At 45.7% G+C, this 14,768-nt stretch carries 14 protein-coding genes and 1 pseudogene; 13 read left to right on the top strand and 2 right to left on the bottom strand.

The window, feature by feature from the left end; translation table 11 throughout:
• Nucleotides 1-113: 113 nt before the first annotated feature.
• Nucleotides 114-407 carry a zinc ribbon domain-containing protein gene (locus ACYQ5K_RS15035; protein WP_459777856.1) on the bottom strand — a complete coding sequence of 98 codons (294 nt, stop codon included), beginning with the start codon at nt 405-407 and terminating at the stop codon, nt 114-116.
• A 187-nt stretch (nt 408-594) separates the two neighbouring features.
• Between ACYQ5K_RS15035 and ACYQ5K_RS15040 the strand changes: the two genes are divergently transcribed.
• The 5 genes from ACYQ5K_RS15040 (at nt 595) to ACYQ5K_RS15060 (ending at nt 5,689) form a co-directional block, all read left to right on the top strand.
• Complete coding sequence (locus tag ACYQ5K_RS15040) at nt 595-888, top strand: phage holin family protein (protein WP_459777857.1); 294 nt, start codon at nt 595-597, stop codon at nt 886-888.
• Nucleotides 889-901: 13 nt separating this feature from the next.
• Complete coding sequence (locus tag ACYQ5K_RS15045; protein WP_459777858.1) at nt 902-1,942, top strand: GH25 family lysozyme; 1,041 nt, start codon at nt 902-904, stop codon at nt 1,940-1,942.
• Between the two features lie 125 nt (nt 1,943-2,067).
• Entirely contained in the window at nt 2,068-2,772 is a 705-nt protein-coding gene (locus ACYQ5K_RS15050; RefSeq protein ID WP_459777859.1) for a hypothetical protein, read from the top strand.
• A 153-nt stretch (nt 2,773-2,925) separates the two neighbouring features.
• Entirely contained in the window at nt 2,926-3,633 is a 708-nt protein-coding gene (locus ACYQ5K_RS15055; protein ID WP_055155580.1) for a response regulator transcription factor, read from the top strand.
• A complete protein-coding gene (locus tag ACYQ5K_RS15060; protein ID WP_459777860.1) occupies nt 3,605-5,689 on the top strand; it encodes a sensor histidine kinase in 2,085 nt (694 codons plus the stop codon). Before ACYQ5K_RS15055 ends, ACYQ5K_RS15060 begins: the two co-directional genes overlap by 29 nt.
• 96 nt (nt 5,690-5,785) lie before the next feature.
• Here the strand turns inward: ACYQ5K_RS15060 and ACYQ5K_RS15065 are convergent, their stop codons facing one another.
• Nucleotides 5,786-6,772, bottom strand: a complete 987-nt coding sequence (locus tag ACYQ5K_RS15065) for an FAD:protein FMN transferase (protein WP_459777861.1) — start codon at nt 6,770-6,772, stop codon at nt 5,786-5,788.
• A 465-nt stretch (nt 6,773-7,237) separates the two neighbouring features.
• Here ACYQ5K_RS15065 and ACYQ5K_RS15070 point away from each other — a divergent pair, with 465 nt between their 5' ends.
• From ACYQ5K_RS15070 to yqeC, 8 genes and pseudogenes are all read left to right on the top strand, one after another.
• On the top strand, nt 7,238-7,642 hold the full coding sequence (locus tag ACYQ5K_RS15070) for a NusG domain II-containing protein (protein ID WP_178024770.1): 405 nt from the start codon (nt 7,238-7,240) through the stop codon (nt 7,640-7,642).
• A gap of 3 nt (nt 7,643-7,645) precedes the next feature.
• On the top strand, nt 7,646-8,149 hold the full coding sequence (locus tag ACYQ5K_RS15075; RefSeq protein ID WP_178024768.1) for a Gx transporter family protein: 504 nt from the start codon (nt 7,646-7,648) through the stop codon (nt 8,147-8,149).
• A 14-nt stretch (nt 8,150-8,163) separates the two neighbouring features.
• Nucleotides 8,164-8,775, top strand: coding sequence for a Holliday junction branch migration protein RuvA (gene ruvA, locus ACYQ5K_RS15080; protein ID WP_178024766.1), 612 nt, complete (start codon nt 8,164-8,166; stop codon nt 8,773-8,775).
• Between the two features lie 10 nt (nt 8,776-8,785).
• Nucleotides 8,786-9,787, top strand: coding sequence for a Holliday junction branch migration DNA helicase RuvB (gene ruvB / locus ACYQ5K_RS15085; RefSeq protein ID WP_173688923.1), 1,002 nt, complete (start codon nt 8,786-8,788; stop codon nt 9,785-9,787).
• 14 nt (nt 9,788-9,801) lie between these two features.
• Nucleotides 9,802-10,599: an FAD binding domain-containing protein gene (locus ACYQ5K_RS15090; RefSeq protein ID WP_195231497.1), complete on the top strand. Its 798-nt coding sequence runs from the start codon at nt 9,802-9,804 to the stop codon at nt 10,597-10,599.
• A complete protein-coding gene (locus ACYQ5K_RS15095; protein WP_173688925.1) occupies nt 10,589-11,056 on the top strand; it encodes a (2Fe-2S)-binding protein in 468 nt (155 codons plus the stop codon). The genes ACYQ5K_RS15090 and ACYQ5K_RS15095 overlap by 11 nt, the downstream gene beginning before the upstream one ends.
• A pseudogene (locus ACYQ5K_RS15100) lies at nt 11,053-13,309 on the top strand (xanthine dehydrogenase family protein molybdopterin-binding subunit). The gene ACYQ5K_RS15095 and the pseudogene ACYQ5K_RS15100 overlap by 4 nt, the downstream one beginning before the upstream one ends.
• Nucleotides 13,299-14,723: a selenium cofactor biosynthesis protein YqeC gene (gene yqeC / locus ACYQ5K_RS15105; protein ID WP_459777862.1), complete on the top strand. Its 1,425-nt coding sequence runs from the start codon at nt 13,299-13,301 to the stop codon at nt 14,721-14,723. The pseudogene ACYQ5K_RS15100 and the gene yqeC overlap by 11 nt, the downstream one beginning before the upstream one ends.
• Nucleotides 14,724-14,768: the final 45 nt, after the last annotated feature.

Consider the following 14,768-nt stretch of genomic DNA (forward strand, 5'->3'; position numbering starts at 1 on the left):
TTTGATTCCTACATACGCGGGTGACATATTATGGGATGACTGCGACCATCCAACCCCGTAGTGATGAAGGCTAACCCCGGCGTCCCTACCGGTTTTTCTATCAATGTTCTATTTTATGCAGATAACAGGATCCGCAATCCTTCCAGATCAATGTTGATAGCTGTCTGCTCATCCCAATCGATGAGATTTCCACAGACAGGGCAAACATAAGTCCGGTCAGAAAGCTGCAGTTCTTTGTGGACATACCCACACTCACTGCAGGTTTTGCTGGATGGGAACCATTTATCGATCTTGATGATGTAACAGCCGTTCCGTTTCCCTTTATACAGGAGCATGGTCACGAACATTCCCCATCCATTATCACTATAGGACTTTCCAAGATTGAGTGTCTGTTTCAAAGCAGACATCTTTTTTCACAGCCCCTTTGCATATACAAATCAAAGAAGAACCTGCCGGTCCGATTATTTTATATCAAATCTTTCTTTTATCACTAAATCCTATCTCTCACATATACTAATACCACATCTGATAGAATTATTTTTCAAAAGAAATCTTCCTTAAAATCCCCAAAAAGAAAGGCAGGCTATCCAGATAATGGAGCAACTTATGGATTATGTAAAACCTGAACTGCTGATCGTAACGGCAGTTTTATACTTTTTTGGAATTGCACTCAAACAGGCAGAATTCATCAAGGACAAATACATCCCAATCACGCTTGGAGTGACAGGTATCGTCATCTGTGGAATCTGGGTGACATCTACTGCACATTTTGCAGGGATACAGGATGTGTTGACCGCAGTTTTCGCATCTGTAACGCAGGGCATTGTTGTTGCAGGACTGAGTACCTACATCCATCAGATCATCAAGCAGGCAGGAAAAGAAGAGTAGGAGTAGAAGTGGTATGGCATTAAATGGAATTGACATCAGCAACTGGCAAAGTGGGATCAATCTTGCGGTTGTCCCGTGTGATTTTGTGGTGATTAAGGCGACAGAAGGAACCGGTTATGTAAATCCGGATTACGAAAGAGCCTACCGTCAGGCGAAAACAGCAGGGAAATGCCTGGGCATTTATCACTATGCGTCTGGTGGAAATATACAGGCGGAGGCAGAATATTTTCTGAAGAATGCAGGGAACCGTGTGGGGGAGGCAATGCTTGTGCTGGACTGGGAAGGGCGGTCCAATCCGGCATTTGGTGTGAATGACCGGGAATGGGTGAAAGCCTGGTGTAATTATATTTCAACAAAGACCAGCGTCAATCCTGTGGTTTATGTGCAGCAAAGTATGATGAGCCGGTTGCAGAATATCGGAAACTATGGACTGTGGGTAGCGCAGTACGCGAGTATGGAGCCAATCGGATACCAGGAAAATCCATGGAATGAGGGTGCATATGCCTGTGTGATGCGGCAGTACAGTTCTTCGGGAAGATTAAGCGGATGGAATGGCAATCTGGATTTGAATAAATTCTACGGAGACCGGCAGGCGTGGAGCCGGTATGCTGGAAAAGGAAACCAGACAACTCCAGAAAAACCTTCTGAAGAGGAAGAAAACCAGGAAGGAACTACGCTGGATCTGGTTTTTCGGACGATGCGTGGAGAATTTGGAAATGGGGAAGAACGGAAAAGCTGGCTTGGAACCAGATATGGAGAAGTGCAGGGGATGATCGACTATATTTCCGGTGCCAGTACAGAGACACTGGCAAAGGAAGTGCGTGCCGGGAAATATGGCAACGGGGAAGTGCGGAAAACGGTTCTGGGAAAACGGTATGAAGAAGTGCAAAGCAGAGTCAATGCCGAAGAAAACAAGTATCATATCGTCAAATCCGGGGATACGCTTTCGAAAATTGCAGCGATATACGGAACATCTTATCAGGAAATTGCAAGGTTGAACAAACTACAAAATCCGAATCTGATTTATGTCGGTCAGAGGCTGCGGATCAAATAACCGGCTAATAGATTTGATATTCAGAATCTGATCTTTGAATTCAGTAATTTGACAAAAAGAGCTATTGTTTTCAGCTTTTTGGTGTGCTATGATGAAAAAAATGAATACACAGGAGGTTTTGGGATATGGATAATAACTTAAATGACCAGACAACTGAGAATAGTGAAGGGGAGGAAAAGAGTCCATCTTCTTACATCGATCCCAATGCAGGATATACAGAAGCAGAGCCGCAGGCAAAGAATGACAACAGCGTGCCAAAAGAGGCAGCGGACGATAATTTAAAGCAGGAAGAAAAAAGTCATCCGGCATATACTTACGGTGAAATGCCAAAGTCAGAAAACGGAAGCGGCTACGGACAGTCAGCACCGGGCGGAAGCACTTGCCATTCCGGAACTTCGGATGGAACTTATGAAAATAATACTTACAACGGAAATTCGTATTATAACGGAACCAATCAGAGCGGAGCTTATACCAATGGGTATTCTGACAACCAGTACCAGAATAGCAGTTATAATACCGGATTTAACGCGAATGGCTACAACAACAGTTACAATGGACAGAATAATTACCAAAACAACTACCAGATGCCGCAAAAGCAGCTGGATCCGTCGCCGCTTTCGATGGGTGAATGGCTTTTGACACTGATCGTTGGTGTCATTCCGTGTGCGGGATTGATCCTGTATATCATCTGGGCATTCAGTAATAGTGGCAATCTGAACCGGCGCAACTACTGCAGAGCATCCCTGATCCTTCAGGTGATTTCCTATGTGCTTGTGATTTTCTTTGTTATCATCGCAGCGATCGGCGGAGTAAGCTATTATGGTTATTAAATAAGTATCTGGCAGGCTTTTCGGCAGGGCAGCAGTGCTTTGCTGAAAAGCTTTTTCGTTTTTTTAGAAATTCTTTAGAAATCTATTCCGGTTCTCTTTAGCTTTAGGAGATAGACTATAGTCAAGGATGAGAAAAAGAGGAGAAAAGCAGTTATGGAAATGAATCATGTACTGGTCGTTGAAGACGACAAGGAAATCAGAGAAGGTGTGGAAATTTACCTGAAAAGTCAGGGATACGAAGTATTTCAGGCGGCAGACGGGATTGAAGGTCTGGAAGTGATCGAGAAAGAAGAAATCCATCTGGCAATCGTGGATATTATGATGCCACGTATGGATGGGATTCGTATGACGATGAAGCTTCGGGAAAAATATGATTTTCCGGTGATCATGCTGTCAGCAAAATCAGAGGAAGTGGATAAGATCATGGGGTTGAATATCGGGGCAGATGATTATGTGACGAAACCATTTACACCGATGGAGCTTCTTGCAAGGGTGAATTCACAGCTCAGAAGATACCGGATGTTTGCAGAGAAGCTGAGAGACCGTGAAGAAAATCAGAATATCCATGTGATCGGCGGCCTGGAGCTGAATGAAGATACGGTGGAGGTATCGGTTGACGGAGAGCCGGTGCGCCTGACACCGATTGAGTACAAAATCCTGCTTCTCCTTATGAAAAGTCCTGGAAGAGTTTTTTCGGCAGAGGAAATTTACGAGCGTGTATGGAATGAAAAAGCGATCAATACCGATACGATCATGGTCCATATCCGGAATATCCGTGAAAAAATTGAGAGCTGCCCGAAAGAACCAAAATATTTAAAGGTGGTGTGGGGGGTTGGATACAAAATCGAAAAACAGGCATAAACTTGGGATTGTCCTGATTTTAGGCGTAATCTTACTTGCGACGGTGATCGTGTTAGGAAACTATAATATTTTTTATAAGAATGCAAAAAAGGAGCAGGACAGTCTGACACAGAACTACCGGACGAGTGAGTCCTTTATGAAGACATTTATCCGGGATTGCTATGTATTGTATTCCAAAGAATCCGGAAACGAATATAACGTAAAGTTTCTGGATGATTATTATCCGGAATTTGATGAGAAATTTAACCGGCAGATCGCATATATGAATTACCAGGTGCAGGATGCAAAAGGAGAGGTAATCGATGGATACCGGTCGAACAGAGATTCCTGGGAAAAAGTGAAAGATACCGAGCTTGCAGATTATGCTCTTGGGATTAAGATCTCGTTTGACAAAAACGGTGAAATCAAGATTGATCAGGTGATAGGAACGGAAGTAACCAAACAGGAAGCTGTTCTGAAGATCCTGACCTCAAATATGCCGGAAAAAATATTTGAATATGAAGATGAAAGTGAGATTGAAAATATTTCACCAAAAGACAGGACCTATTATTTCATGATGACGGAAGCAAAGCTGAATGCTTATGTTATGCGGGTATATCCGATTACTTCAATGGTGGGAAACGCGGCGGTTTATACAATCTTGACACTTATATTGTTGGTCGCACTTCTGGCATGGCTGATTCCGATGAAGAAAGATCTGCATACAGGAGATGAAAAAATTTTCCATGTACCATTTGAAATTGCGATAGTGACTGGTATTACTGGAATTAGCCTGATTTTCAGCTATCTTGGAGAACTGATTACGCACGCGAAAGGAAATGTGTGGCCAATCGATTTTCTGGTCTGGTTTGCTTTCTTTGCAGTCATGTATTGGGTATCCGGCTGTGTACGCCAGATCCGGCTTCTTGGAGTAAAGGAATATGTGAAAAAAAGAGTTCTGCTGATCCGGATCTGGAGAAGATTCAGAAACGGAATCCGAGGCGGTATTCGCTGGTGCAAGAATAAAATCGAAGCATTTTATCATTCTCTGGATCAGTTTGATTTCAAGGAAAAGAACAATAAGATTATTTTAAAAATCGTGCTGTTCAATTTTGCGATTCTGCTGGTGATCTGTTCATTCTGGTATTACGGAATTGCAGGACTGATCGTATATTCTATAATACTGTTCCTGATCCTGCAAAAATATTTTAATGATCTTCGGAAAAAATATGCATTGCTTCTGGAGGCAACCAATAAAATTGCAGATGGAAATCTGGATGTAGAGATTGAAGGTGATCTTGGTGTGTTCAGTCCGTTCCGTAATGAAATCCAGAAGATCCAGAGCGGATTTAAGAAAGCGGTAAAGGAAGAAGTAAAAAGCCAGCGTATGAAAACAGAACTGATCACAAACGTATCACATGATCTGAAAACACCGCTGACTGCGATCATAACCTATGTGAATCTGTTGAAAGACGAGAAAGATGAGGAAAAGCGAAAGGATTATATTGATATTCTGGAACGCAAATCTATGCGTCTGAAAGTCCTGATCGAAGACCTATTCGAGATCAGCAAAGCAAGCAGCCAGAATGTAACCCTGAATCTGATGAATGTGGATATCGTCAATCTGTTCAAACAGGTGAAATTTGAGCTGGAAGATAGGTTTGAAGAAAAAAATCTGGAGTTCAGGACCACTTTCCCGGAAGAAAAAGTGATCCTTCGTCTGGACAGTCAGAAGACCTGCCGGATCTTTGAGAATCTTCTGAATAACATTGTAAAATATGCACTTCCGGGAACAAGAGTTTATGTGGAAATCGAAAAGACAGAGAAAGATGTATTTATCCGCCTGAAAAATATTTCCGCAACCGAGCTCACCTTCAATCCGGAAGAAATTACAGAACGCTTCGTCCGCGGAGATGAATCCCGCAATACCGAAGGCTCCGGTCTTGGTCTTGCAATCGTAAAAAGCTTCGTAGGTCTCCAGGGTGGAAGCTTCCACATCGAAACCGAAGCAGACCTCTTCAAAGCCGAAATCCGCTGGACTTTGCCGGGAGAAGAGACAGTGAAGCAGGAAGCATAAGAAAAATAAATGGCACCAGATTCAACTTTTGCACAACTGAATCTGATGCCATTTATTTTTTCTGATTTGTCTCACAACCTACATCATTCAACTTTTTTACTTCGGAAACCCACTGGAGTAATGAATCTCATAATCATCCGTGATAAAGAGTGCCTCCGCCCCCTTGATTCCTTCGATATATTTCAATCCATCATCTAACCCCATCGCAAAGCAGGTCGTACTAAGCGCGTCCGCCTCCGTAGAAGAGCTACAGACAATACTCACCCCAAGCAGATCATTTTCATAAGGATACCCGGTTTTCGGATCTAAGATATGGTGATAAATCTTGTCAGCCACCTTAAAATACCGCTCATAAATCCCGGAAGAAACCACAGATTGATCCTTGATCTTTACACTGGTGATCGCTTCTCCATTCTGTGCAAACGGCTTCTGGATCCCGATATTATAATCCGAGCCATCCGGTTTCCCGCCGAGAGCCAGCACATTTCCGCCCAGATTGATCAGCGCATGGGATACATTCTGCTCTTTCAGATATGCCTTCAGCTGATCAGCAATATATCCCTTTGCAATTCCGCCAAGATCAATAGCCGTCTCCGGATCCAGAAGCTGAACCGTATTTCCATCAACCTTCACATTCTCATATCCGATATGACTTTTCGCTTCCTGAATCGCCGCATCATCCGGAACGGTCCCCGTATTATTCTTGAAATCCCACAAGTCACTGAGTGGAGCGATTGTAATATCAAACTTTCCTTCTGCCAGGCGGCTGTATTCCACGCCTTTCTGAATGAGATCCACCGTATCATCCGAAAGCGTTACAGGCTCCCCGTCTGCATGGTTCAGTTCATAGATCTCGCTCCCTTCCGAAGTTCTGCTAAACCGTGCATTATAATCCTCGCACTTCGCCACACAAGCATCCAGCACATCTTCCGAATCCTTATCATAAACCGTAATCGTCACCACCGTATCAAACACGGTAACCGTCCGAGACACCGGCTGCGGCGAACTCCCGGAACATCCGCCCAGACAAAAAATCCCAAACAAACTCAAACAAATACCAATTCCCAAACTTCTTATTTTCATCGCAAACCTCCTACCATTAAAACACTAATTACATAAAATTTTCCCAATACAGTAAAATTTATCAAAACATAATCCACAGCATTATTTTTTTCATAAACCGTCAACAAACAACATAATGAAAATTTGTGAATCCCAGGTCTGTGCAAAAAGTCAATAACCAGCCGAGGGAGGAAATGGAAGTGTGCAGCTCTCTATTTTGTGCAATGGAGATGAAACTCAAAAATCGTGGAAGCCATTGCTGAACACGATTTTCGCCCTAAGAGGTTCATCGGAATGGTTTGCACAACTTGAGAGCTGCACACTTCCATTTCCTCCCTCGGCGTCTCTATTCCATTTTTTCCCACAGACCGTCCCATTCGCCAATTATCCCCCATTATACGTTCCCCCATGAAAAAAATCAATCGAACACTTGATTGCATTAGATAAAATGATGTGTTAGAATAAACAAAGAAAAAGGAGAACCCTATGAGCTACAAAGAAAATAAGAGCCCTGAGGAGAAAGCATCCGGCTTCAAAAAGAATGATTTGATTCTTGCCTTACTTGTACTTGCTGTGTCAGGCATTTTTTTTGCAGGACATTTATTCAAGAGCCAGAAAAGCGCAGGCGTTGTAGAAATACAGATTGACGGGAAAGTGGTAGAGACACTGGATCTGAAGAAAGAGCGTGCATTTAAGATCAACGGAGGAACGAACACCGTCCAGATCGAGAACGGAAAAGTGAAAATGGCAGCGGCCAACTGTCCGGATCAGATCTGTGTACACCAGAAAGCAATTTCAAGGAACGGAGAGAGTATTATCTGCCTTCCGAATAAGATCGTTCTGAAAATTGTCGATGGAGAAGAAGCCGAACTGGATGCGGTGACGAATTAAGATATGAAGAAAAATACAGTCAGAACAGCGTGGTTTGGTGTATTTACTGCCCTTGCGCTGATATTTAGTTATGTAGAGACTCTGATCCCGTTTCAGATTGGGATCCCGGGCGTCAAGCTTGGACTGGCGAATCTGATCGTTGTGGTGGCACTGTACAAGATGGGTGCAAAGGACGCCCTGTTGCTTTCGGTGACACGTATCGTGCTGTCCGGATTTATTTTTGCCAGTCTGTTCAGTATTTTATACAGTCTGGCAGGCGGACTTTTAAGCCTTGCAGTGATGGCGGTTTTGAAAAAAAGGGGATCGTTCAGTGTTTTCGGAGTCAGCATGGCAGGAGGTGTCTTTCACAATGTTGGTCAGCTGATCATAGCGATGCTGGTCGTGGAGACATTCAGCATTGCCTATTATGTGCCGGTGCTTCTGATCGCAGGAGTGATCACCGGATTTATTATCGGGGTTGTGGCAAATGAGATGCTTAAAAGACTTGGCGGCATCGTATTGTCATAGCATGGGAGGAAGAGATGATTTCATATATAAGAGGAGAGCTTGCAGCTCTCGAAGAAGATAAAGTGATCGTAGATGTAGGCGGTGTAGGATACGGGATTTTCATGTCCGGACAGGCGATGGGACAGCTTCCGCCGGTTGGAAGTGAGGTGAAGATACATACTTATCTGAACGTGAAAGAAGATGCCATGCAGCTGTATGGATTTTTAACCCGCGATGCACTTTCGGTGTTCAAGCTTCTGATCGGTGTCAGTGGGATCGGACCGAAAGGAGGCCTTGGAATCCTGGCCCAGCTTACACCGGATGAACTTCGATTTGCCGTGATGTCGAAGGACGTCAAGGCAATTTCAGCAGCACCGGGCATTGGTAAGAAGACGGCGGAGAAGCTGATCGTGGAACTGAAGGATAAGCTGAAGATCGAGGACGTACTGGAGCACCAGGTGGAGGCGGCAAATGGAGCAGCCGAAGATGCAGTAAATGCGCAGGGGCTTCAGGCAGATGCGGTGCAGGCACTTACAGCACTTGGCTATGGAAGTACAGAAGCGCTGCAGGCAGTACGAAAAGTGGAAATGGATGAGAGCACGACAGTGGAAGATCTGCTAAAGGGCGCACTCAAATATTTGATATAAGAGGACTAGGATGGGAAGAAGAATTATTACCACAGAGAATCTGGAAGAGGATGTAAAAATTGAGAGTCATTTAAGGCCCCAGCTTCTGGAAGATTATATTGGACAGGCGAAGGCAAAAGAGACGCTTAAGATTTATATAGAAGCGGCAAAAAGCAGAGGAGAGGCGCTGGATCATGTGCTGTTTTACGGTCCGCCGGGACTTGGAAAGACAACCCTCGCCGGGATCATTGCGAATGAAATGGGCGTAAATATCAAGATCACGTCGGGACCTGCGATCGAGAAACCAGGTGAGATGGCGGCGATCCTCAACAATCTGCAGGAGGGAGATGTGCTTTTTGTGGATGAGATCCACCGGCTGAACCGACAGGTGGAAGAAGTACTTTATCCGGCGATGGAAGATTTTGTGATCGATATTATGATCGGGAAAGGTGCTTCGGCAAGATCGATCCGTCTGGATCTGCCACATTTTACACTGGTAGGAGCAACCACCCGCGCCGGAATGCTGACAGCTCCGCTCCGAGATCGTTTCGGGGTTGTGAGCCGCCTGGAATTTTATACGGAAAAAGAACTGCAGACCATCATCATCCGTTCAGCAGGCGTGCTGGATGTGGAGATTGATGAAAAGGGAGCTCTTGAGATGGCGAGACGTTCCAGAGGAACACCGAGACTTGCCAACCGGCTTTTGAAGAGAGTCCGGGATTTTGCACAGGTCAAATACGATGGGGTGATCACCGAAGAGGTGGCAAGACAGGCACTGGATCTTCTGGATGTGGACAGGCTTGGACTCGACCACGTAGACCGTAATCTCTTGACGACAATGATCGAGAAATTTCAGGGTGGTCCGGTGGGACTGGATACCCTTGCGGCAGCGATCGGGGAAGATTCAGGAACCGTAGAAGATGTCTATGAGCCGTATCTTCTGAAGAATGGATTTTTACAGAGAACTCCAAGAGGAAGGGTTGTGACAGATCTTGCCTATACCCATCTTGGATTTAGCAGGAACAGAGAATAGAAAGGATAGGGACGATGCTGAAGATAAAACAATATGTGAAAGCAGAGAGTCTGGAGCAGGCATATGAGCTGAACCAGAAAAAGACGAACCGGATCATTGGCGGAATGCTCTGGCTGAAAATGAGTACCGCACAGATCCAGACTGCGATTGATCTGTCCGGACTTGGACTGGACCAGATTGAGGAGACGGAGGATGCATGGAAGATAGGCTGTATGGTATCCCTGCGTGATCTGGAGTTACATGAAGGATTAAATGAACTGAGCTGCAATATGGTCAGAGAAAGTGTGAGAAGTATTGTCGGTGTACAGTTCCGGAATCTTGCGACGATCGGCGGAAGTATTTTCGGACGGTTTGGATTTTCGGATGTACTGACCTGTTTCCTCGCACTGGATACAGAAGTAGAACTTTATAAAGGTGGAATCATTTCTCTGGAAGAGTTTGCAAAGATGGAGAGAGACAATGATATCCTTGTCCGTGTGATCGTAAAGAAAACACCGGGAAAGGGAAGCTATCAGTCACACCGCAATACCAAGACAGATTTTCCGGTACTGGCGGTTGCTGCTGACCGTTATGGAGATGAACTGAAGGTGGCAGTTGGGGCAAGACCGATGAAAGCAGTCTGTCTTCACATTCCGGCAGAACAGCTGGATGCATGCACAGATCTGAAAATATTTGCAAAAGAGCTTGCAGATCAGGTGCCGATGGGAAGCAATATGCGTGGAAGTGCAGCGTATCGTACCCATCTTGCAGAGGTTCTGATCCGCAGAGCGTTAGAGAAAATTACAGACGGAGGTGAAAAGAATGCAGATTAGTCTGACACTGAATGGAAAAAAGATTACAGAAGAGATCGCAGATGATCTGCTTCTGATCGATTTCGTGAGAAATCATGGATGTTACAGCGTAAAGCGTGGCTGTGAGACTTCCAACTGTGGACTTTGTACCGTATTTTTAGATGAGAAGCCGGTACTTTCCTGTTCCGTGCTTGCTGCAAGAGCAGACGGGCACAAGGTAGATACGCTTGAAGGACTGCAGGAGGAAGCAGAAGAATTTGGTTCTTTTATCGCAGGACAGGGGGCGGAGCAGTGCGGATTCTGTAATCCGGGTATGATCATGAATGCAATCGCACTTTTCCGTGAGAATCCGGATCCAAGCGATGACGAGATCCGGGAGTATCTTGCGGGAAATCTCTGCCGTTGTTCGGGATATGAAGGGCAGCTCAGGGGGATCCATGATTTTCTGGAGTACAAAAGAAAAGGAGGAGCCAGATGAAAGCAGTAGGAGTACCATTTGTAAAAAAAGATGCGATGGCGTTGGTGACTGGAAAGCCGGTATATACAAATGATCTGGCGCCGAAGGAATGCCTGATCGTTAAGCTTCTGAGAAGTCCGCATGCCAATGCAATGATCCGGGAGATCAAGACAGATGTGGCAATGCGCGTGCCGGGAATCGAAGCAATTTATACCTGGAAGGATGTACCGCAGCATCGCTTTACAACTGCAGGTCAGACCTGGCCGGAGCCAAGTCCGTATGACCGGCTGATCCTGGATCAGCATGTGCGTTTTGTGGGAGATCCGGTGGCGATCATTGCCGGAGAAAATGAAGCGTGTGTGGAACGTGCGATGAAGATGATCAAGGTCAAATACGAGGTCCTTCCGGCAGTACTGGATCCGGAGGAAGCACTGGATGGTCCGGTTCTGGTGCATCCGGAGGACAGCTGGAAGGCACTGTGCCCGGTAGGAGCGGATAATAAGAGGAATNNGAGATGTGGAAAAAGTACTTGCTGAATGTGATGTGGTTGTGGAGCACACCTATCATGTAAGAGCTGCGCAGCAGGCAATGATGGAAACATTTCAGACGGTCTGTTTTATGGATATGTATGGAAGACTGAATGTGATGAGTTCTACGCAGATCGTTTACCATGTGCGCCGTATTGTTTCCAATGCACTTGGCATCCCGAAATCTAAGATCCGTGCATTCAAGCCGAGGATCGGTGGTGGATTTGGTGCAAAGCAGTCGGCAGTATGTGAGGTATATCCGGCATTTGTTACCTGGAAGACCGGTAAACCGTCGAAAATTGTATTTACAAGAGAAGAGTCCCAGATTGCGTCCTCACCGCGTCATGATATGGCAGTGACAGTCCGTATGGGAGCGGATAAAGAGGGAAATATCCGTGCAATTGATCTGTATACACTTTCTAACACAGGAGCATACGGGGAACATGGACCGACAACGGTCGGACTTTCCGGACATAAGGCGATTCCGCTTTACGGTTCGGCAGAGGCCTATCGGTTCCGTTACGATGTAGTTTATACGAACCGGATGTCAGCCGGAGCTTATCGTGGATATGGAGCTACTCAGGGAATTTTTGCGGTCGAGACATCTGTTAACGAACTGGCAGAAAAACTTGGTATGGATCCAATGGAGATCCGTATGAAAAATATGGTAAAAGAAGGACAGTTCATGCCGGCATATTATGGGGAGACAGCGAACAGCTGTGCACTTGATAAATGCCTTGCGAGAGTAAAAGAAATGTCCGGATGGGACGAAAAGTATCCAAGAAAAGTTATGCCGGATGGCAAGATCCGCAGCGTCGGAGTAGCACTTGCCATGCAGGGGTCCTGCATTTCCAATGTAGATGTGGGATCTGCGACGATCAAACTGGGCGAGGATGGTGTCTACAATATGTCAATCGCGGCAGCGGACATGGGAACCGGGTGTGATACGATTCTGGCACAGATGGCAGCAGAATGTCTGGACTGTGATCTGGATGATATTGCAGTATCAGGTGCGGATACCGATACTTCGCCGTATGATTCAGGCTCTTATGCATCAAGTACGACTTATGTGACCGGTATGGCGGTGACAAGAGCCAGCGAGGAGCTGAAAAAGCGGATCGTCAGACAGGCAGCGAAGATGCTGAAATGCGAAGTGGATGAGGTTGATTTCGATGGACACATTGCAAGAAGCGATAAGACCGGAGAAGAGGTGACACTTGCGGCAATCGGAGCAGGGGCAATGTGCGGAAGTGATATTGCGCTGCAGGTAACAGAAAGCCACAGCTCGCCGGTATCTCCGCCGCCTTATATGGCAGGCGCTGTTGAGATCGAACTGGATCCGGAGACCGGACATGTCGAGATCCTGGATTACTATGCAGTGGTTGACTGCGGAACTGTTATTAACCCGAATCTTGCGAGGGTACAGGCGGAAGGCGGAATCGTGCAGGGAATCGGCATGACTCTTTATGAGAATATCCAGTACACGGAAAAAGGACAGCTTCTGAACAATTCATTTATGCAGTACAAGATTCCTACCCGGATGGATATGGGAAATCTGCATGTGGAATTTGAGAGCAGCTATGAGCCGACCGGACCGTTTGGTGCAAAATCGATTGGTGAAATCGTCATCAATACACCGGCTCCGGCACTGACGCATGCAATCGCAAATGCAACAGGTCTGTGGTTCCGTGAACTCCCGATCACAAGTGAACAGATTGCAATGGGAATTATGGAAAATGAAAATTAAACTGATTTATCTGGCGGCTGGAAACAGCCGCCGTTTTAACAGCCAAAGGATGCAAAATACAGAACCGTCACAATCAGAAGCAGAGAACAAACTGCTTTATCTGCTGGATGAAAAGCCGATGTTCCGCTATTTATTCGACCGTCTGGTAAAAGTCTGTCAAAGGCATCCGGAATGGGAAGTGATTGTGGTAACACAGTATCCGGAGATTGAGCATCAGATAAAAGCATTTCAGGAAACCGAGCAGCAAAGTAAAGGTTTCCCGGTAAAAACAGTGATTTCAAAAGACAGCTATAAAGGAGCATCCTATTCGGTAAAAGCAGGAATCCGTGCGGCAGGAGATGCTGATGCTTATGCATTTTTTGTGGCGGATCAGCCTTATTTTACAGAAGAAAGCGTGGAAGGATTTCTGGAAAAGATGGAACGGGAGGCAAAAGCTGTACCGGGATGTGTGACCTGGAATGGACACGAAGGCAATCCGGTCTGGTTTCCGGCAAAGTACGGGAAAGAACTTCTGGAACTGGAAGGAGATGCAGGAGGAAGAAAGGTGTTCCGCAGATACCGGGAAAAAGCAGTATTTTACGAGGTGAGCCGGGAAAAAGAGCTGGAAGATATTGATTATATGCCGGAAATAGAAAAAATGCAGGTAACAGAAGGAAGCAGAGAGAAAACTTTCCATGTATATGTCATCGAAAATGGAAAGCTTCAAAAGAAAGAGTCTCTGCTTATGGCACTTGGAGTTACGGAGCAGATGGTACCGAGAATTGCTGCTGTGGGTGCGGGAGGTAAGACTTCTCTTTTGAAACAGCTGCTTGCTGAATACAAAGAGAAGGATGCCCTCCCGGTCCTGGTGACTACAACACATATGAAAAAAGAGACTGCCCCTTATTTTGTAATGGGGGATTCCATCGGAAAAATTCTGGAAGTGCGTAAAAGAGAAGGCATGGTGATCGCCGGTCTGGATGCAGGAAACGGCAGGATCAAAAGCCTCTCTGTACCGGTAATGGAAAAGATCTGGGAGCTTCCTGCGCCGGTTCTTGTGGAAGCGGATGGAGCACGGATGCTTCCGGCGAAAGTGCCGGGGGAGAAGGAACCGGTTATTCCAAAGCAGATCCAGATGGTCCTTTCTGTATATGGACTCGATGCCATCGGACAAAGGATAAAAGACTGCTGTTTCCGGCCCGAGCTTGTGGCGCAGGTGCTGGGAAAAGCTGTGGAAGAGGTTCTGACGGAGGAAGAACTGGCAGGGCTGGCTGTTTCTGCCAAAGGTGGAAAAAAGAATGTCCTGCCGGAAATGGATTTTTATATTGTGCTAAACAAAGCAGATGACGAAAAACGTCTGAAAATGGCAGAGAGAATTGCCTTAAGAGTGGAACAGGCTTCCGGTGAAAAAGTACGGATCACATCGTTTCGTTAATATTTTGGAAAAATAAAGCAATTCTGTGTTGAAAAAATGGAACAT

It is taken from the genome of Allocoprococcus similis, assembly GCF_054660775.1.

What these genes read in the sequence shown, in the direction of transcription:
- ACYQ5K_RS15035 (WP_459777856.1), bottom strand. Translation starts at nt 407, where the DNA reads ATGTCTGCTTTGAAACAGACACTCAATCTTGGAAAGTCCTATAGTGAT.
- ACYQ5K_RS15040 (WP_459777857.1), top strand. Translation starts at nt 595, where the DNA reads ATGGAGCAACTTATGGATTATGTAAAACCTGAACTGCTGATCGTAACG.
- ACYQ5K_RS15045 (WP_459777858.1), top strand. Translation starts at nt 902, where the DNA reads ATGGCATTAAATGGAATTGACATCAGCAACTGGCAAAGTGGGATCAAT.
- ACYQ5K_RS15050 (WP_459777859.1), top strand. Translation starts at nt 2,068, where the DNA reads ATGGATAATAACTTAAATGACCAGACAACTGAGAATAGTGAAGGGGAG.
- ACYQ5K_RS15055 (WP_055155580.1), top strand. Translation starts at nt 2,926, where the DNA reads ATGGAAATGAATCATGTACTGGTCGTTGAAGACGACAAGGAAATCAGA.
- ACYQ5K_RS15065 (WP_459777861.1), bottom strand. Translation starts at nt 6,772, where the DNA reads ATGAAAATAAGAAGTTTGGGAATTGGTATTTGTTTGAGTTTGTTTGGG.
- ACYQ5K_RS15070 (WP_178024770.1), top strand. Translation starts at nt 7,238, where the DNA reads ATGAGCTACAAAGAAAATAAGAGCCCTGAGGAGAAAGCATCCGGCTTC.
- ACYQ5K_RS15075 (WP_178024768.1), top strand. Translation starts at nt 7,646, where the DNA reads ATGAAGAAAAATACAGTCAGAACAGCGTGGTTTGGTGTATTTACTGCC.
- ruvA (WP_178024766.1), top strand. Translation starts at nt 8,164, where the DNA reads ATGATTTCATATATAAGAGGAGAGCTTGCAGCTCTCGAAGAAGATAAA.
- ruvB (WP_173688923.1), top strand. Translation starts at nt 8,786, where the DNA reads ATGGGAAGAAGAATTATTACCACAGAGAATCTGGAAGAGGATGTAAAA.
- ACYQ5K_RS15090 (WP_195231497.1), top strand. Translation starts at nt 9,802, where the DNA reads ATGCTGAAGATAAAACAATATGTGAAAGCAGAGAGTCTGGAGCAGGCA.
- ACYQ5K_RS15095 (WP_173688925.1), top strand. Translation starts at nt 10,589, where the DNA reads ATGCAGATTAGTCTGACACTGAATGGAAAAAAGATTACAGAAGAGATC.
- yqeC (WP_459777862.1), top strand. Translation starts at nt 13,299, where the DNA reads ATGAAAATTAAACTGATTTATCTGGCGGCTGGAAACAGCCGCCGTTTT.